At 72.1% G+C, this 17,673-nt stretch carries 14 protein-coding genes; 7 read left to right on the top strand and 7 right to left on the bottom strand.

Annotation, left to right across the window (positions count from 1 at the left end):
* Window positions 1-29: 29 nt before the first annotated feature.
* The 6 genes from ACZ31C_RS07030 to ACZ31C_RS07005 all read right to left on the bottom strand — a co-directional run bounded on the left by ACZ31C_RS07030 (window position 30) and on the right by ACZ31C_RS07005 (window position 7,933).
* Window positions 30-1,055 carry a glycoside hydrolase family 6 protein gene (locus ACZ31C_RS07030; protein WP_465794553.1) on the bottom strand — a complete coding sequence of 342 codons (1,026 nt, stop codon included), beginning with the start codon at window positions 1,053-1,055 and terminating at the stop codon, window positions 30-32.
* A gap of 121 nt (window positions 1,056-1,176) precedes the next feature.
* On the bottom strand, window positions 1,177-1,356 hold the full coding sequence (locus tag ACZ31C_RS07025; protein WP_465794552.1) for a DUF6104 family protein: 180 nt from the start codon (window positions 1,354-1,356) through the stop codon (window positions 1,177-1,179).
* 76 nt (window positions 1,357-1,432) lie between these two features.
* Window positions 1,433-5,164 carry a multifunctional oxoglutarate decarboxylase/oxoglutarate dehydrogenase thiamine pyrophosphate-binding subunit/dihydrolipoyllysine-residue succinyltransferase subunit gene (locus ACZ31C_RS07020; protein ID WP_465794551.1) on the bottom strand — a complete coding sequence of 1,244 codons (3,732 nt, stop codon included), beginning with the start codon at window positions 5,162-5,164 and terminating at the stop codon, window positions 1,433-1,435.
* Window positions 5,165-5,392: 228 nt separating this feature from the next.
* Window positions 5,393-6,208, bottom strand: coding sequence for an ABC transporter permease (locus tag ACZ31C_RS07015; RefSeq protein ID WP_465794550.1), 816 nt, complete (start codon window positions 6,206-6,208; stop codon window positions 5,393-5,395).
* Window positions 6,205-7,140, bottom strand: a complete 936-nt coding sequence (locus ACZ31C_RS07010) for an ABC transporter ATP-binding protein (RefSeq protein ID WP_465794549.1) — start codon at window positions 7,138-7,140, stop codon at window positions 6,205-6,207. The genes ACZ31C_RS07015 and ACZ31C_RS07010 overlap by 4 nt, the downstream gene beginning before the upstream one ends.
* 145 nt (window positions 7,141-7,285) lie before the next feature.
* The gene (locus ACZ31C_RS07005) at window positions 7,286-7,933 is read right to left on the bottom strand and encodes a hypothetical protein (RefSeq protein ID WP_465794548.1); all 648 of its coding nucleotides are present in this window, start codon (window positions 7,931-7,933) and stop codon (window positions 7,286-7,288) included.
* Window positions 7,934-8,105: 172 nt separating this feature from the next.
* Here ACZ31C_RS07005 and ACZ31C_RS07000 point away from each other — a divergent pair, with 172 nt between their 5' ends.
* The 7 genes from ACZ31C_RS07000 to ACZ31C_RS06970 all read left to right on the top strand — a co-directional run bounded on the left by ACZ31C_RS07000 (window position 8,106) and on the right by ACZ31C_RS06970 (window position 15,963).
* Entirely contained in the window at window positions 8,106-8,870 is a 765-nt protein-coding gene (locus ACZ31C_RS07000) for a GNAT family N-acetyltransferase (protein WP_465794547.1), read from the top strand.
* On the top strand, window positions 8,867-9,814 hold the full coding sequence (locus tag ACZ31C_RS06995; RefSeq protein WP_465794546.1) for a lysophospholipid acyltransferase family protein: 948 nt from the start codon (window positions 8,867-8,869) through the stop codon (window positions 9,812-9,814). The genes ACZ31C_RS07000 and ACZ31C_RS06995 overlap by 4 nt, the downstream gene beginning before the upstream one ends.
* A 71-nt stretch (window positions 9,815-9,885) precedes the next feature.
* The gene (locus ACZ31C_RS06990; RefSeq protein ID WP_137780828.1) at window positions 9,886-10,587 is read left to right on the top strand and encodes a response regulator transcription factor; all 702 of its coding nucleotides are present in this window, start codon (window positions 9,886-9,888) and stop codon (window positions 10,585-10,587) included.
* Window positions 10,584-12,137: a HAMP domain-containing sensor histidine kinase gene (locus ACZ31C_RS06985; RefSeq protein WP_396744461.1), complete on the top strand. Its 1,554-nt coding sequence runs from the start codon at window positions 10,584-10,586 to the stop codon at window positions 12,135-12,137. The genes ACZ31C_RS06990 and ACZ31C_RS06985 overlap by 4 nt, the downstream gene beginning before the upstream one ends.
* Before the next feature lie 62 nt (window positions 12,138-12,199).
* A complete protein-coding gene (locus ACZ31C_RS06980) occupies window positions 12,200-13,900 on the top strand; it encodes a S1C family serine protease (protein ID WP_465794545.1) in 1,701 nt (566 codons plus the stop codon).
* A gap of 181 nt (window positions 13,901-14,081) precedes the next feature.
* Window positions 14,082-14,753, top strand: coding sequence for a BON domain-containing protein (locus ACZ31C_RS06975; protein ID WP_465794544.1), 672 nt, complete (start codon window positions 14,082-14,084; stop codon window positions 14,751-14,753).
* 148 nt (window positions 14,754-14,901) lie between these two features.
* Window positions 14,902-15,963 carry a glycosyltransferase family 4 protein gene (locus tag ACZ31C_RS06970; RefSeq protein WP_465794998.1) on the top strand — a complete coding sequence of 354 codons (1,062 nt, stop codon included), beginning with the start codon at window positions 14,902-14,904 and terminating at the stop codon, window positions 15,961-15,963.
* A 26-nt stretch (window positions 15,964-15,989) separates the two neighbouring features.
* Here the strand turns inward: ACZ31C_RS06970 and ACZ31C_RS06965 are convergent, their stop codons facing one another.
* Complete coding sequence (locus ACZ31C_RS06965) at window positions 15,990-17,582, bottom strand: serine/threonine-protein kinase (RefSeq protein WP_465794543.1); 1,593 nt, start codon at window positions 17,580-17,582, stop codon at window positions 15,990-15,992.
* Between the last annotated feature and the right edge of the window lie 91 nt (window positions 17,583-17,673).

Below are 17,673 nucleotides of genomic sequence, written 5' to 3'. Positions count from 1 at the left end.
CGGGCGTGCGGGGAGCGGCGGCGGGTGTGTCAGTCGGCGCGTCGGGCCAGGCCGAGGGCGTACTCGGGCCACCAGACGCCGCTCTCCGGCTCGCCCGGGCGGCAGGCGCCGTCTGACTCGCCCGGGTACTTGACCCAGAGCAGGGCGTCGACCCGGTCCAGGCCGGTGTCGGTGGTGGGGTCCGCGCCGAGCGCGCGGCCCGGCGGATTGCACCAGCTCGGCGCCGCGCGCACGGTCTCGCCCGGGTACGCGCCCCGGCCGTTGCGGCTGGTGTCGATGACGAACGTGGTGGTACCGCCGAGGGCGTCGGAGATCTCGTGACCGTAGGTCACGTTCTGCGGCGTGCCGACGAAGTTGGCCACGTTGAGCGCGAAGCCGTCGGCCTCGGTGACACCGGCACGGCGCAGCGCCGCCGCCAGCCGGCCGCCGTCGGTGATCCAGCCGGGGTGCCCGGCGTCCAGATAGATCCGGGCGCTGCCGGTGCTGCCCAGCACCGTCACCGCGTCCCGCAGCAGGTCCAGCCGCTCGTCGACGTCGTCGACGCAGCGGTCCACGGCGTCCGGCACCGCGCCCGGTTCCACCACGATCGTGACCGGCCGTCCCTGCACGCCGGCGGCCACCCGCCGGATCCAGTCCTGGTACGCCCCGGCCGACTCGGCACCGCCCTGACCCTGCCGCCCGCAGTCGCGCTGCGGGAGGTTGTGGGTGACCAGCACCGGCGTCTGGCCGGAGCGGCTGGCACCGGCGAGGAACTCCGACACCTCCGCGGTGACCGTGGCGGAGTCGCCGACCAGCCACCGGGCGGTCGGGCGGGTGCTGATCCGGCGCAGCGTGGCGGCGTCCTCGTCCCGGCCCTCCTGCGCCCACTCGGTGACCTGCCAGGACGCCGCGCCACGCGGGTCGACGTAGAAGACCGGCGGCAGCGGCGGTGACGAGCGGTCGGCGCTCACGGTCTCCGTCGGCGGACGCTCGGGTGCCTCGCCCCCGCACCCGGTCAGCAGGACGGTCAGCGCGATCCCCACCACCAGGGCAGGGCGGCGGGAGCTGCGAAGCATGGCCGCCACCATACCCGCCGTCCCGGCCGGTACGGACCTGGCCTACCAGGGCTTTCGTCGGCGCGGATGCCCGCTTCCCGGGCGCTCCGGCCGCGTGGCGGGTCGGTGGCCCGTCCGGCGACTACTCGTCGTCGGGGTCGTCGAGCCGGGCGAGCCAGGTGGCGAAGCGCTCGATCGGGGTCTCGAACTCGGGGTTGAGGTCGACGAACTCCCGCAGCCGCTCGCCGAGCCACTCCAGGGTGACGTCCTCGTCACCCCGGCGCTGGACCAACTCCTCGATGCCACGGTCGGTGAAGTACATCAGGTCTCCTCGGACATGCTCACCGGGGCGGGCCACCGTCTCCGATGGCCCGCCCCGGTGTTCGCGGTCGGTGCGGTCAGGGGCGGGGCAGCGCCGCCTCGATGAGCGCGTTCTGCTCCACCTCGTGCATCTTCGCCGAGCCGACGGCCGGGGCGGCGGCGGCCGGGCGGGAGATGCGACGCAGGCGGACCCCGTCGAGGTGCTCCAGCAGGTTGAGCGCGACGAACGACCAGGAGCCCTGGTTGGCCGGCTCCTCCTGCACCCAGGCGAAGTCCTCCGCGTTCGGGTACTGGGCGAGCGCGGCGCGGATCTCCTCCACCGGCATCGGGTAGAGCTGCTCCAGCCGGATCAGCGCGGTGTCGGTGACGCCGCGCTCCTGCCGGGCCTGGAACAGGTCGTAGTAGACCTTGCCCGAGCAGAGCAGCACCCGCTTGACCTGGTCGGCGGCGGGTGCGGCCTGGTCGCCCAGGACCGGCGAGAAGGTGCCGGAGGTGAAGTCCTCGACCGAGGAGACACAGAGCTTGTGCCGCAGCAGGGACTTCGGCGTGAACACCACGAGCGGCTTGCGCTTCGGCGAGAGCGCCTGGCGACGCAGCAGGTGGAAGTAGTTCGCCGGGGTGGTCGGGATGGCCACCCGCATGTTGTCCTCGGCGCAGAGCTGGAGGAACCGCTCGGGACGGCCGGAGGTGTGGTCCGGGCCCTGTCCCTCGTGGCCGTGCGGCAGCAGCAGGGTGACCGCGGAGCGCTGGCCCCACTTCACCTCGCCGGACGAGATGAACTCGTCGATCACCGACTGGGCGCCGTTGACGAAGTCGCCGAACTGGGCCTCCCAGCAGACCAGCGCGTTCAGGTTCTCCACCGAGTAGCCGTACTCGAAGCCCATCGCGGCGTACTCGGAGAGCAGCGAGTCGTGCACGAAGAGGCGGGACCGCTCGCCGTCGCCGGTCAGCGACTTCAACGGGAGGTAGTCGTCGCCGGTCTCGGCGTCGACGATCGACGCGTGCCGCTGCACGAAGGTGCCGCGTCGGGAGTCCTGTCCGGCGAGCCGGACGGTGACCCCGTCGTGCAGCAGTGCCCCGAAGGCGATGATCTCGCCGAAGCCCCAGTCGATGTTGCCCTCGACGGACATCCGCGACCGCCGGTCGAGCAACTGCTGGATCCGCTTGTGCGGGGTGAAGCCGTCCGGCAGGTTGACGTGCGCCTCGCCGATGGCCTTGACCACCGACGCGTCGGTCGCGGTCTTCACCTCCGGCTCCGGCTCGTCCTGCCGGGCCGGGCGGCTGACCTGACGTGGGGTGCTGGCCGCGTCGCGGGTGGCCTTGAAGACCCGCTCCAACTGCGCCTGGTAGTCGCGCAGCAGCTCCTCGGCGTCCTCCACGGTGATGTCACCCCGCCCGATCAGCTCCTCGGTGTAGAGCTTGCGGACCGAGCGCTTCGAGTCGATGATCTTGTACATCTGGGGGTTGGACATCGAGGGGTCGTCGCCCTCGTTGTGCCCGCGCCGCCGGTAGCAGACCAGGTCGATCACGACGTCCTTGTTGAACGTCTGCCGGTACTCGAAGGCCAGCCGGGCGACCCGGACCACGGCCTCGGGGTCGTCACCGTTGACGTGGAAGATCGGCGCCTGGATCATCCGGGCCACGTCGGTGCTGTAGAGGCTGGACCGGGAGTACTCCGGGGCGGTGGTGAAGCCGACCTGGTTGTTGACCACCACGTGCACCGTCCCGCCGGTGCGGTAGCCGCGCAGCTGGGAGAGGTTGAGCGTCTCGGCCACCACACCCTGACCGGCGAAGGCGGCGTCGCCGTGCACCGCCAGCGGCAGCACGGTGTAGCCCTCCAGCTTGAGGTCGATGCGGTCCTGCTTGGCGCGGACGATGCCCTCCAGCACCGGGTCGACCGCCTCCAGGTGCGACGGGTTCGCCACCACCGAGACCTTGACCGAGTGGTCGCCGTCAGGGGTGGTGAACTTGCCGTTCTGGCCCAGGTGGTATTTCACGTCACCGGAACCCTGGGTGGAGCGCGGGTCGAGGTGCCCCTCGAACTCCGAGAAGATCTTCTCGTACGGCTTGCCGACGATGTTGGCCAGCACGTTGAGGCGGCCCCGGTGGGCCATGCCGATCACGACCTCGTCCAGGTCGTTCTCGGCGGACGCCTCCAGCACCTCGCCGAGCAGCGGGATCAGCGACTCGCCGCCCTCCAGCGAGAAGCGCTTCTGACCGACGTACTTGGTCTGCAGGAACGTCTCGAACGCCTCGGCGGCGTTGAGCCGGTTCAGCACGTGCTTCTGCTCGTCGGCCGGCGGCTTCTCGTACTTGCGCTCGACCCGCTCCTGGATCCAGCGGCGCTCGGCCGGGTCCTGGATGTGCATGTACTCGATGCCGACCCGGCGGCAGTACGAGTCGCGCAGCACCCCGAGGATCTCCCGCAGCCGCATCCGCTGCCGACCGTTGAAGCCGTTCACCGGGAAGGTGCGGTCCAGGTCCCACAGGGTCAGCCCGTGCTGGAGGACGTCCAGGTCGGGGTGCTTGCGGATCTTGAACTCCAGCGGGTCGGTGTCGGCCATCAGGTGGCCCCGGACCCGGTAGGAGTGGATCAGCTCGTGCACCCGCGCGGTCTTGTTGATCTGCCCCTCGCTGTCGACCGCGACGTCGCGCATCCAGCGCACCGGCTCGTACGGGATGCGCAGCGAGGTGAAGATCTGGTCGTAGTAGCCGTGCTCGCCGAGCAGCAGCTCGTGCATGACCTTGAGGAACTCGCCGGACTGCGCGCCCTGGATGATCCGGTGGTCGTAGGTGCTGGTCAGCGTGATGACCTTGCTGACCGCCAGCTCGGCCAGGGTGGCCTCGCTCATGCCCTGGTACGGCGCCGGGTACTCCATCGCGCCGACGCCGATGATCGCGCTCTGGCCCTGCATCAGACGCGGCATCGAGTGCACGGTGCCGATGCCGCCGGGGTTGGTCAGCGAGATGGTGGTGCCGGAGTAGTCGTCCATGGTCAGTTCGTTGCGGCGGGCACGCCGGACGACGTCCTCGTACGCCTGCCAGAACTGCCGGAAGTCCATCTTCTCGCAGCCCTTGATGGACGGCACCACCAAGGTCCGGCTGCCGTCGGGCTTGGCCAGGTCGATGGCGATGCCCAGGTTGACGTGCTCGGGGCGGACCATCGCCGGCTTGCCGTCGACCTCGGCGAAGGAGTTGTTCATCTCCGGGTGCGCGACCATCGCCCGGACCAGCGCGTAGCCGACCAGGTGGGTGAAGCTGACCTTGCCGCCACGCCCCCGGGCGAGGTGGTTGTTGATCACAATGCGGTTGTCCACCAGCAGCTTGGCCGGGACCGCACGCACGCTGGTCGCGGTCGGCACGGCCAGCGAGGCGTCCATGTTCTGCACGATCCGGGCGGCGACGCCGCGCAGCGGCGTGGTCTGCGGCCCGGTGGCGGTCGGGGCCGACTTGGGCGGGGCGGACTTCGTCGCGGTCGCCGTGGCCGGTTCGGACTTGGCGGCCGGCTTGGCCTTCGCCGGAGCCGTGGACTTGGCCGGCGCCGGCTCGGCCTTGGTCGCGGGGGCGGCCTTGGCGCTCGGCTCGGCCTTGGCCGAGGTCTTCGGGGCGGATTCGGTGGTGGCCTGGCCGTCACCGTCGGCGGGGCGGGCCTTGCCCGCACCGGGCCGGTAGTCGGCGAAGAAGTCGTGCCAGGCCGGGTCGACGCTGCTGGGATCGGCGAGGTAGCGCTGGTACATCTCCTCGACGATCCACTCGTTCGGGCCGAAACCCGCCAGTGGGTTCTCCTGCGAAGTCTGCTGGGTCGACACGGCCGGTAATCGCCTCTTTCACGCGGGTTTGGTGTGTCACGCGGTGTCCGTCCGCGCCAGGACGAGCGCACACAGGACGGATCCAAGGCTACGCCGTACTGATCGCCGAGGCATTTCCACCTCCGTCCCGTGGTCCGATTCACAGAAGATGCCAGAAGTTCCGTAAGCCCAGCGTGTCGCCCTGCTAGCTGCTATGACACGGGCCCGGTCGCTGCGGTGCCTGCGAGATCAGGAGATGTCGCGACGCCGAGTAATCAGGATGCCGACCACGCAGCTCGCCACGGCGTAGCCGATCAGCACCACCGCGCCGACCCACCAGGAGGGCAGCATCTCGTTCTCACCTGGGGTGATCATGATTTGGGAGGCCGCCGCTGGCCAGATCACCTGCCACTTGATCACGGCCATGTTGTCCAGCAGGTTCGACAGCAGGAGGAACAGCAGACCGACAACTTGTGTACCAATTAGGTAAAGCACCGAGGCGGTGATCACCGCGCCGAGCTGGTTGGTGATCAGAGTGCCGATGCCCACGCCCAGCACGGTCCAGATGGCGTACGCCATCAGGTTGAGCAGCAGGGCCCGCTGGACCTCCCACTCGCCGAGCATCGTGCCGTGGTCGTTGAGCGTCAGGAACGCGGCTCCGGCCACGAGGTCGATCACGGTGGTCACCAGCCAGAACGCGAAGCCCAACAGGCTGGCCGCGATGAGCTTGCTGACGATCACCGCGGTCCGCCGCGGGGTGGCCAGGAACGTGGTGGTCGCGGTCTGGTGGAAGAACTCGTTGGTGACCATCAGGATGCCGATCAGCATCACGAACATCAGGCCGAGGTACTGGCCCGAGGTGTAGATGTTCGCCGCCTGGGCCGGCGCGGAGGCGGCGTCGCCGGTGTAACCGAACTCCTCCCCGCCACCGCTGAGCGTCTCGTTGGCCAGCCAGGCGTTGAACGGGAAGGCCATGGCGATCGACAGGAACGCCGCGAGGGCCAACCACCACCAGGTGCTGGTGGTGCGGATCTTGAGCAGTTCGGCGCGGACCAGGTTGCTCATCGGATGCCCGCCTTTCCGGCCGTCAGCTCCAGGAACACGCGTTCCAGGTCGGGGCGTTCGGTGCTCAGCTCGTGCAGCTCGACCCCGGCGGTCAGCGCCGCCCGGCCCACCGTCGGGGCGTCCACCCCGCCGATCAGCAGCACGCCCTGCTCGTCGGTCTGCACGGTCGCCGGTCCACCGGCCAGCGCCGCGGTCAGCGCGTCCGCCTGCGGGGTGCGGACCCGGACCCGGGCCCCCTGTTCCATCGACCCGATCACCTGCTCGACCGGTCCCTGCCGGACGAGCTGTCCGGCCGCGATGATCACCACGTCGTCGGCGAGCAACTGCATCTCCGACAGCAGGTGACTGGAGACCAGCACGGTGCGGCCCTCGGCGGCCAGGCCCTTGAGGAACCCGCGCATCCAGCGGATGCCCTCCGGGTCCAGACCGTTGGCCGGCTCGTCGAGGATGAGCACCCGGGGGTCGCCGACCATCGCCGCGGCGATGCCGAGGCGCTGCTTCATGCCCAGTGAGTAACCCTTGAACTTGCGCTTCGCCGCCGGGCTCAGGCCGACCATGGCGAGCGCCTCGTCGGCCCGCTGCCGGGGCAACCCGGCCGCCGCGCAGATCACTCGCAGGTGGTTGATTCCGGTACGCCCCTTGTGCGCGCTGGACGCCTCCAGTACCGCGCCGACGTGCCGCAGCGGGTCGACCAGGTCCGGATACCGGCGGCCACCGATGGTGGCGGTGCCGGCGCTCGGGGTGACCAGGTTCAGCAGCATCCGCAGCGTGGTGGTCTTGCCGGCGCCGTTCGGACCGAGGAAGCCGGTGACCCGGCCCGGCTCGATCGTGAACGACAGATTGTTCACCGCCAGCATGTTGCGGTACTGCTTGGTCAGACCGGAGACCACGATCTGCGCGTCGTTGGTGGGGCGTGACTGCCCGTCGGACATCATTCTCCTCCCGTGGCGCCGGGGTGCGCCGTTGCACAGCGTGACGGTAGTGGTCAAGCAAATCAATCGGGCGCGTTCCGGAGATCGTGATCCGTCCCAGGCATGAGCTGCCTCATCCCCAGGTACGACCCGATCGACGGTCGTCCTACACCCCGATCCAGGTGGCCCGGGCATGGGCCAGCAGATCACCGTCTGCGGTGTACAGGCCGGTGTGCACCAGCGCCTTGCGCCCTTCGGTGATGATCACCACACCGGTCACCACGCACTCGGTGCCCGGCTCGGGCAGTGCCTCGACCCGCGCGGCGATCCGCCCAAGCAGATACGGCCGGTCCGCGCCGAGCACCGTCCAGCCGCCCGGGCAGTCCAGCGCCGCCCAGACCGTGGACACGCCCACCTGCTCCGGCACCCGCCACGGCGCGGCCGTCCGGCCGCCCGGCAGCGGCCCGGGGAAGATCCGCAGGCCGTCGGCGCGCTCCGGGCCGCAGACGAAACAGCCGGGGAACGGGTGGTCGACCAGACCCGGGTACGCCGTCGAGGCGGACCGGGCGGCGGCCGGGTCAACCGCCGACGCCACGACGTCGAAGGGCTCGGCGGGACGCAGCTGCGCGACCACCTCGCCGGCCGGGTCGTGCACCCGGCCCTCGGTCAACGTCAGCGGCGTGTCCAGCGGCGGTGGTCGACGCAGAGTCACCTCCACCGGACCGGACCCGCCGTACGCCGAGGCGAACACGCCGGCACTCCACCCACCGTTGCCGGAGCCGGGCGGCCCGTTGTAGCGCGCCTCGATGATCATCGGACTCCTCCCGCCGCACCCGGCCCCGTCGCCGGGCACACACCCCGGCAGCCTCGCACGATTCCCGGGCCGGACCGGGCGGCGGGTCGGTCACCGGTCGCCCACCGGCGTTCACCGGATCGACACCGGTCGCCACCGGAGCCGGCAACCCACCGGGGGCTACACAGAGGGCATGGCTGTTCTGCCCGCCGCGGGCGTACCTCTGACGACCAGCGGCTACACCCTCTCGATCGCCGACGGACCCCGCCAGGTCGAGGCCGCGCAACGCCTGCGTCACGAGGTGTTCGCCGGTGAGCTGGGCGCGACCGTCGCGCCGAACGCGTCCGGCCTGGACACGGACACCCTCGACCCGTACTGCGACCACCTGCTGGTGCGCCAGGAGCACACCGGGGCGGTGGTCGGCACGTACCGTCTCCTGCCGCCGGACCGGACGGACCGTCGCTACGCGGCGGGGGAGTTCGACCTGGCCCCGCTCGACCCGCTGGACGGGCACCTGGTCGAGGCGGGTCGGTCCTGCGTACACCCGGACCACCGCACCGGCGCGGTGATCAACCTGATGTGGGCGGGCATCGCCCGCTACCTGCACCTGCGCGGCCTGCGCTGGCTCGGCGGCTGTGCCTCGGTGCCGGTGGTCGACGGTGGCCTGGCCGCCGCCGCGGTGTGGGCCCAGGTCCAGGCCCGCCACCTGGCGCCGCCGCCGCTGCGGGTCCGCCCGCTGCGGCCGTGGTTCGCCGAGCCGGGCGTGCCGCGCACGCCGGTGGAGGGCACGGCCGGGCTGATCCCGCCGTTGCTACGCGGATACCTGCGGCTCGGCGCCTGGGTCTGCGGTGAGCCGGCGTACGACCCGGACTTCGGGGTGGCCGACTACTACGTGCTGCTCGACCTGAACCGGATGAACCCCCGCTACCTGCGGCACTTCCTCGGTGGTCGACCGTGACCGTGCTCGCCCACCCGCTATGGCGGCCCGGTTCCGCCTGCGGCCCGGACTGCCTGCCCCGCGCCGACGAGACTCCCACCGTCCCGGTGGCCCGACGGCTGCTCCGGGCCCTCGCCCTGCTCGGCATGCTCGGGCTCGGTGTCGGGGTGGCCGTGCTGCTGCCGCTGCTGCCCGTCCGCGAGTGGTCGGCGTTGACCCGCGTCTGGGCGCGGGCGACGGCCCGGGCCTGCGGGGTACGTCTGCGGGTGCGCGGGCGGTTGCCCCGGCGGCGGGTCCTGCTGGTCGCCAACCACGTCTCCTGGTGGGACGTCCCGGCGCTGCTGGCGGTCGCGCCGGCCCGGCTGGTGGCCAAGCGTGAGGTCGGCCGTTGGCCGCTGGTGGGCCTGCTGGCCCGCGCGGCGGGCACGGTCTTCGTGGACCGCACCCGCCCGCGCCGCCTACCGGCCACCGTGGACCGGGTGGCGGCGACGCTGCGGGCGGGCCGCTCCGTCGCGGTCTTCCCGGAGGGCACCACCTGGTGCGGTACAGGTGCCGACTGCCGTCCCCGCACCGGCTTCCGGCCGGCGATGTTCCAGGCCGCCATCGACGCCGGGGCACCCGTGGTGCCGCTGCGGATCGGTTACCGGCTCGGTGCCACCGGTACGCCCACCACGGCACCGGCCTTCCTCGGCGAGGAGAGCCTGCTGCGGTCGATGTGCCGGGTGCTCGCCCTGCGGGAGCTGACCGTCACCGTGGAGATCGCCGCGCCGCTCTACCCGGCCCCGTCCGCCGACCGTCGGGCGCTCGCGCGGGTCGCCGAATCGGCGGTGCATCTCGTGCCGTCGTCGGCGGCTGCGCCGCCCGCCGCGCCGGTGCCGGTGCGGCCGGTCCGGACACCACCGCGGTACGTGGTCGGGCCGCCGCCCACCGGTACGTCCGGACCCGAGTTGCCGCTGGCCGCCTGAGCCGCCTGCTCACAGGGTTTTTTCAGTGACCGCCCAGCATGGGCGCAGCGACTGCACGGATGATGGGCGGCATGGCGGCTACCCAGACCGAGGCCCGACTACTCGTCGTCGAGGACGATCCCAACATCCTCGAACTGCTCTCCGCGAGCCTGCGGTTCGCGGGTTTCGACGTGGCCACCGCCACCAGTGGCAGCGCGGCGCTCAGCGCGGCCCGGGACCACCGGCCCGACCTCGTGGTGCTCGACGTGATGCTGCCGGACCTGGACGGCTTCGAGGTGATCCGGATGATGCGCGAGGGCGGCACCCGTACGCCGGTGGTCTTCCTCACCGCCCGGGACGCCACCGACGACAAGATCCGGGGACTGACCCTCGGTGGCGACGACTACGTCACCAAGCCGTTCAGCCTGGAGGAGCTGACCGCCCGGATCCGGGCGGTGCTGCGCCGCACCAGCACCGGCGAGCAGGCGCCCGCCCGCCTCACCTTCGCCGACCTGGAGCTGGACGAGGAGACCCACGAGGTGTACAGGGCCGGTCAGCGGGTCCAGCTCTCGCCGACCGAGTTCAAGCTGCTGCGCTACCTGATGCTCAACGCCAACCGGGTGCTGTCCAAGGCGCAGATCCTCGACCACGTCTGGAACTACGACTTCCGGGGCGACGACAACATCGTCGAGTCCTACATCTCCTACCTGCGGCGCAAGGTCGACACCACCGAGCCCCGGCTCATCCACACCCTGCGGGGGGTCGGGTACGTGCTCCGCAAGCCGGCGGCGTGAACCCGGTACAGCAAGGCAAGACCCGACTCCGCTCGGTATCGCTGCGGGTCAAGCTCGTCGCGGCCGTACTCGCGCTGGTCGCCGCCGCGCTGCTGGTGATCGCCTCGCTGACCACGATCTTCCTCCGCAGCTATCTGGTGGACCAGGTGGACGCCGAGCTGCGAGGTGCCGCCCTCACCATCGAGACCGCCGTCATCGCGCAGCAGGGCACGGTCGGCATCCCGACCGACTACCTGGTGGTCTTCACCAACCGCAACACCGGCCTCGTGGAGGGGGTGGGGTTCGACACCCGGCGGTTCGACTCCGCCGACGTACCGGCCTGGCCCAACGACGCCGCCGGGTTCGAGCGGCTGGCCGGAGAGCCGTTCACCACCCGTGCCCGGGGCAGCGAGGTGCGCTGGCGGATGCTCTACACCGAGCTGCCGAACGGGCAGTGGGCGGTGATCGGGCAGCACCTCACCGACGTCGAGATGGCGGTCAAGCGGCTGATCCTGATCGACCTGCTGGTCGGTGGGGCGGTGCTGATCCTGCTCGCCTCGATCGGCGCGGCCATCGTCCGGACCAGCCTCAAACCGTTGGTGGAGATCGAACGTACCGCCGCCGCGATCGCCGGTGGCGACCTCAGCCGCCGGGTGCCCGACCCCGAGTACGGGCAACCCTGTCCCACCTCGGAGCTGGGTCGGCTGTCCCGCGCGTTGAACGCGATGCTCAGCCAGATCGAGATGGCCTTCACCGCCCGTGCGGCGTCCGAGTTCGCGGCCCGTTCCGCCGAGTCCGCCGCGCGGGAGGCGGCGGAGGCGGCCCGTGCCTCCGAGGCGCGGTCCCGCCGGTCGGAGGAGCGGATGCGGCAGTTCGTCGCGGACGCCTCGCACGAGCTGCGGACCCCGCTGACCACGATCCGGGGCTTCGCCGAGCTGTACCGGCAGGGTGCGGCCCGGGCTCCCGAGCAGACCTCGGACCTGCTGCGCCGGATCGAGGACGAGGCGTCCCGGATGGGCCTGCTGGTGGAGGATCTGCTGCTGTTGGCCCGGCTGGACCAGGAGCGGCCGTTGTCGCTCGCCCCGGTCGAACTGCCGGTGCTGGCCACGGACGCGTTGGAGGCGGCCCGGGCGACCGCGCCGGACCGGCGGATCGAGCTGGAGATCGAGCCGGGTTCCGGGCCGCTCGTGGTGCGCGGCGACGACGCCCGACTACGGCAGGTGATCGGCAACCTGATGACGAACGCGGTGCGGCACACCCCGCCGGAGGCGTCGGTGACGCTGCGCCTGCGTGCCGAGCCAGGCGACCTGGCGGTGATCGAGGTCTCCGACACCGGGCCGGGACTCACCGGCGAGCAGGCGGAACGGGTCTTCGAACGCTTCTACCGAGCGGACGCCTCGCGGACCCGGCGTACCGGAACGTACACCGGCACCGGTCTCGGGCTGGCCATCGTCGCTGCTCTGGTGTCGGTGCACCAGGGCAGCGTGGAGGTGACCGACACGCCGGGCGGGGGCGCCACCTTCCGGGTCCGGCTGCCGCTGGCCCCCGCCACGGACATCGACGATGAATGATTTTCAGCGAATGCTCAGGCCCGGCTAAGGCGGATCGCAGTGCGATGGGTAAAGGTAGAGGCATGAGCGAGTACGAGTCCGACCCGCGCCGGCCGGCACCGACCGACGCCGAGCCGTCGCATCCCGAGCTGTCCCGCGCCGAGTACGCGCGGACCGACTCCCCCTCCCTCCCGGCGTCCGGCGGCGGCGCCGACCGGACCGCCGAGGCGCCGACCGTCCCGGTCCGGGCGGTCGACGCGCCGGGCACCGGTGCGCAGGACAACGAGCCCACGATGACCGGCCTGCCCACCGCAGGCTCGGCTCCGCCGGCCTCCGGTCGACCCACCTGGTCGCCGTCGAGCGGGCAACCGCACCAGCCCGGCCAGCCGGTCTCCGCCCAGCCCGGCTACGGCGCCCCGTCCGGCTACGCCGCGCAGTCCGGTTACGGCGGCCAGTCCGGACACGGCGGGCAGTCCGCATACGGCAGCCAGTCCGGCCAGTCGGGCCAGTCGGGTTACGGCGGCCAGTCCGGCCAGTCCGGGTACGGCAGTCAGGCCGGCTACGGCCAGTCCGGTGCCGGATACTCCGGCGCGTCCTGGTATCCGAACCAGTCGAGCTGGAGCGGCGGCACCCAGAGCGGTTCCTCCGGGCACCCGGGCTACCCGGGTCAGCCGGGTCAGCCGGGAACGCCCGGCGGCTACCCGGGCCAGCCCGCGCCGTGGGGACCGACCCCGCCCCGGGGATCCAAGCCGGGCCGGGTCGCCAAGTTCATCGGTGCCGGTGTGGCGGTGTTCGCGTTGATGCTCGGCAGCGGGGTGGCCGGCGGGACGCTCGCGCTGGCGCTCAACGGCGGCGGGGGCGTGACCCGTACCTTCTCCGCCGCGCCGGTGATCGACGGCGCCGACCTGCCGCGGATCGCCGCGTCCGTGCAGGACAGCGTGGTGTCGATCAGCACCGGCAGCGGTGAGGGTTCCGGCGTGGTGCTCAGCGCGGACGGGTTCGTCCTGACCAACAACCACGTGATCGCCAACGGGGGCGACAACGTTCGGGTGATCTTCGCCAACGGCACCACGGCGCGGGCCGAGATTGTCGGCACCGACCCGAAGACCGACCTGGCGGTGCTGAAGGCGAACGGGGTCACCGACCTCCAGGCCGCCAAGTTCGGCGACAGCGACGCCATGCAGGTCGGCGACACGGTGCTCGCGCTGGGCAGCCCGCTCGGCCTCCAGGGCTCGGTGACGGCCGGCATCCTCAGCGCCCGGGACCGCACCATCCAGGCCGGCAGCGGCCAGCCCGGCCAGTCGGCCAGCTCGATCTCCGGGCTGTTGCAGACCGATGCGCCGATCAACCCCGGCAACTCCGGCGGCGCGCTGGTCAACACCCGGGGCGAGGTGATCGGCATCAACACCGCCATCGCCACCGCCGGGCAGGGCTCCAGCGGCAACATCGGCGTGGGCTTCGCGATCCCCAGCAACAAGGCCAAGGACGTCACGGACAAGCTGCGACGCGGCGAGAAGATCAGCCACCCGTCGCTCGGGGTGAGCGTGAACGCTTCGCCCGACGGCGGCGCGATGGTCGGTTCCCTACTGCCGGGCGGTGCCGCCGAGCGCGCCGGTCTGCAACAGGGCGACGTGATCATCCGGTTCGGCGACAAGCCGATCAACGACTCCACCGACCTGGTCGCGGCCGTGCAGGCCGGCAAGGTCGGTGACCAGGTCGAGGTGACCTACGTACGCAACGGCACCGAGGCGACGGCATCCGTGACGCTCGCCGAGGCGTCCTGACGCAAGGACCTGCTTCCTCCCTCCGGGGCGGCGGGTGGCGCGGCCAAGGGGGTTGGTCGCGGCACCCGCCGCCCCTCTTTTGCGGCTCGGGACGGTTCACCCGCATGGGGTGACCCCTGCTCACCCGGTGCGCGGGCAGTCTCGGCGATGCGGGAGACAGGTCAGGCGGATGGGGGGAGCCATGACCACGGCAGCGGCGGCCCGGACCGACGACCGGGTCCAACGGGACGTACTCGACGAACTCGACTGGGACCCACGGGTACGCGGGACCGACCTCGGGGTGACCGTGCACGACGGGGTGGTGACGCTGACCGGTGCGGTGGACGGCGCGGCCCACCGGTGGGCCGCGGTCGGCGCGGCCCGACGGGTACGCGGCGTACGTGCCGTCGCCGACGAGATTGAGGTGCACCCCGCCGGGCCGGACGGGATCACCGACGGCGAACTGGCGATCGCGGCCGCCCGGGCGTTGGAGTGGAACAGCTTCGTGCCGGCCGAACGGCTGGACGTCACCGTCGCCGCCGGTTGGCTGATGCTGCGCGGCGAGGTGGAGTTCGGGTGGCAACGGCGTACCGCCGAGCGGGAGTTGCGCCGGCTGCGGGGCGTACGCGGGCTGACCAACCTGGTCGAGGTGCGGGCCGCCACCCCGCCCGACTCCGACCGGGTACGCCGCGACGTGCAACGTGCCCTGCTGCGCGGTATCGGCACGGAACGGGTGACCGTGCAGGTCAGCGGCGACACGGTGACCCTGACCGGGGTGGTGCGGTCCTGGTGGGAACGCGATCAGGCGGAACGGATGGCCTGGTCGACCGAGGGAGTGTCGGTGGTACGCGACGAACTGCTCGTGGGCGGCTGAGCCGCGATGTGGTGTCCCGTTTGCCGGCGGCGGCACCGGGAAACCGCTTCGATCCCCGCCCGCCGTACCGGGGACCGGGGCCAGCGGAGACGGACGGGGAGGGCTCGTGGCCGACAAGGTTCCCTGGGAACGCCGACTACGGATCGCGATGGTGGTGCCACCCTGGCTGTCCGTGCCTCCGCCCGGGTACGGCGGGTTGGAGCAGGTGGTGGCGGGCCTGGTGGACGCCCTGGTCGACCGGGGGCATGCGGTGACCCTGATGGGCGCGGGCGCGGAGAACGGCACCGCGGGCGACTTCCTCGCCACCCTCGACGAGTTGCAGTACGACCGGCTCGGCGAGTCGCTGCCCGAACTGGCCCACCTGGCCCGGGTGAACCATCTGGTCAGCGCGGCCGACTTCGACGTCGTGCACGACCACACCACGATCGGTCCGCTGGTCGCCGGTCGCCGCGCGGTGCCCACCGTGGCGACCGTGCACGGCAACCCGGTGGGCGAGTACGGCACCGTGCTCAGCGACACCGACCAGGGCGTCGGCCTGGTCGCCATCTCCCACGCCCAGCGGCGGCTGAACCCGCGACTGCCCTGGGTCGGCACGGTGCACAACGCGATGGAGGTCGGCGGGTTCCCGCGAAAGACGTCGCCCGGTGACGGGCCGGTGCTGTGGCTCGCCCGGTTCAGCCCGGACAAGGGACCGGACCTGGCCATCCGCGCCTGCCGGGAGGCCGGCCTGCCGTTGGTGCTGGCCGGTAAGTGCAGCGAGCCGGCCGAGCAGCGCTACTTCGACGAGGTGGTCCAGCCGCTACTCGGCCCGGACGTCACGGTGGTGCGCGACGCCGACCGGGAGGCCGCGTTGAGGTTGCTGGTCGAGGCGTCCTGCCTGATCATGCCGATCCAGTGGGAGGAGCCCTTCGGCATCGTGATGCTGGAGGCGATGGCCACCGGCACGCCGGTGGTGGCGTTGCGCCGGGGCGCGGTGCCGGAGCTGGTCCGGCCCGGGGTGACCGGGTTGATCTGCGAGCGTCCGGAGGAGTTGCCGGCGGCGCTGCGCGAGGCGCCTCGGCTGGACCCGGCGGACTGCGTGGCGCACGTGGCCCAGACCTTCTCGGTGGAGCGGATGGCAGCCGGCTACGAAGAGGTGTACCGCCGGTTCCTGGCGGCGGCCACGCCGCGCACCGCGATGCGCGAGCCGGCTCGGGTCACCCCGGCCTAGTCCCGCATGGCCTGGACCCGCACGCTCTAGACCTGCGCGGCACCGAGCGCGGTGATCGCCGCGTCGAGTTGCCGGGCGTACGCCGGGCTCAGTCCCTCCTCGCGGAGCCGGGTGGCCACCTTCTCGCGGAGCCGGGCCACCTCGGGCCCCAGTTCGCCGTTGCCCTCGGTCACGGCCCGGGTGAGGTTGCGTAGTTCGTTGCGCAGGTCGAGGGCGACGTCGTCGCGGATGCCGCCGTCGGCGAGACCGGCGCCGATCACCCGGTCGAGCCGATTCGCGGCCTCGACCAGGGTGTCCGGTCGGCTCGGTCGGGTGGGCGCGGCGCTGGTCGGTGGCGGTGCGGCAGAGGTGATCGGCGGTGCCACGGGTGGTTGCTCGCTGGGGGTGTCGTCCGGCCCGGTCGGCCCGGCCGACGCGCTCGGCTGTGGGGTGGGCAGCGCGGCGGGCGGCTCGTCGCCCTCCGGCAGCAGCGCCGGGACCAGCAGCGCCGCCCCGAGCACCAGGATCGCTGCCGGCACCAGGACCGCCGGTCGCAACAGCCGTCGGTGACGTTCGGTCGGGGCGTCGTCGCCGGGGGACCGCGTTCCCGGCTGGGGGCCACCCGGTGCGTGTTCCCCGGCCGCCGTGGCCGTCGTCGGGGCCCCGGCCGCTCCGCCGGTGCCGGGAACGACCGGCCCGGCGATGGTGTGGTGGGCCGGACCGACGACGGCGGCGGTGGCCCGGGCCTGGGTCAGCGCGGGAAGCGTGACGGTGGGGGCGAGCATGGTGGTGGCCTGTGGGTCGGCCGGGAGCATCTGGTCGCGCAGCACGGTGGCCACCTGGCGGGCGGTGGGCCGGTCGGCCGGTTCGCGGGACAGACAGCGCAGGCAGACCTGAGCCACCATCGGGGGCAGCCCCGGCACACCGTCCAGGGTGGGCGGTGCCCCGTCGGCCAGCGCGAGGCTGAGCTCGTCCCAGGTGTCCGCCGGGTACGGCACCCGACCGGTCAGCATCTCGTGGAGCAGCACGCCGAGCGAGTAGACGTCGGTGGCGGGTTGGGTCGGCGCGCCGTCGAGTCGTTCCGGGGCCACGTAGGCCGGGGTGCCGAAGGTGGCGCCGTCCTCGTCGTCGTCGGGGGCGCCGATGCGGGTGGCGATGCCGAAGTCCAGCACCTTCGCGCCGACGTGCGTCATCATCACGTTGGCGGTGGTGACGTCCCGGTGCACGATGCCGAGCCGGTGCGCGGCGGCGAGCGCGTCGGCGACCTGCGCGCCGATCTCCACCGCCTCGGGCCACGGCAGCGGCCCCTCGGTGAGCCGGAACTCCAGCTCCTCGCCGGTGAGCAGCTCCATCACCACGAACGACGTGATGGAGCCATCCGGCGACACGGTCTCGCCGTAGTCGTGCACCGACGTCACGTGCGGGTGCACCAGCGCGGCGGCGGCCCGGGCCTCCTCGCGCACCATGTCGCGGAACCGGGCGTCCGCCGCCAGTGACGGGGCGAGCACCTTGAGCGCGACCACGCGGTCGAGCACCTCGTCGTGGGACCGCCAGATCACCGACATGCCACCGGCACCGATCTGGTCGATCAGCCGGTAACGGGTGGCCAGCAACCGGCCGGGCTGCAGTGCTGGCTTCACGGATCGCACCTGCCCTCATAGGTGGGAGCGGTATCAGGTTGCGCGAATGTTGCCGCCCTGTCAACGGTCTATCGGGCTGCCCGTACCGGAT

Source organism: Micromonospora sp. NPDC023869, assembly GCF_055559695.1.
This window is presented reverse-complemented; position numbering and strand designations above follow the sequence as displayed.

Bases quoted from the DNA above. Each gene is read 5' to 3' on its own strand.
- ACZ31C_RS07030 (WP_465794553.1), bottom strand. From the start codon at position 1,055: ATGCTTCGCAGCTCCCGCCGCCCTGCCCTGGTGGTGGGGATCGCGCTG.
- ACZ31C_RS07025 (WP_465794552.1), bottom strand. From the start codon at position 1,356: ATGTACTTCACCGACCGTGGCATCGAGGAGTTGGTCCAGCGCCGGGGT.
- ACZ31C_RS07015 (WP_465794550.1), bottom strand. From the start codon at position 6,208: ATGAGCAACCTGGTCCGCGCCGAACTGCTCAAGATCCGCACCACCAGC.
- ACZ31C_RS07010 (WP_465794549.1), bottom strand. From the start codon at position 7,140: ATGTCCGACGGGCAGTCACGCCCCACCAACGACGCGCAGATCGTGGTC.
- ACZ31C_RS07005 (WP_465794548.1), bottom strand. From the start codon at position 7,933: ATGATCATCGAGGCGCGCTACAACGGGCCGCCCGGCTCCGGCAACGGT.
- ACZ31C_RS07000 (WP_465794547.1), top strand. From the start codon at position 8,106: ATGGCTGTTCTGCCCGCCGCGGGCGTACCTCTGACGACCAGCGGCTAC.
- ACZ31C_RS06990 (WP_137780828.1), top strand. From the start codon at position 9,886: ATGGCGGCTACCCAGACCGAGGCCCGACTACTCGTCGTCGAGGACGAT.
- ACZ31C_RS06980 (WP_465794545.1), top strand. From the start codon at position 12,200: ATGAGCGAGTACGAGTCCGACCCGCGCCGGCCGGCACCGACCGACGCC.
- ACZ31C_RS06975 (WP_465794544.1), top strand. From the start codon at position 14,082: ATGACCACGGCAGCGGCGGCCCGGACCGACGACCGGGTCCAACGGGAC.
- ACZ31C_RS06970 (WP_465794998.1), top strand. From the start codon at position 14,902: ATGGTGGTGCCACCCTGGCTGTCCGTGCCTCCGCCCGGGTACGGCGGG.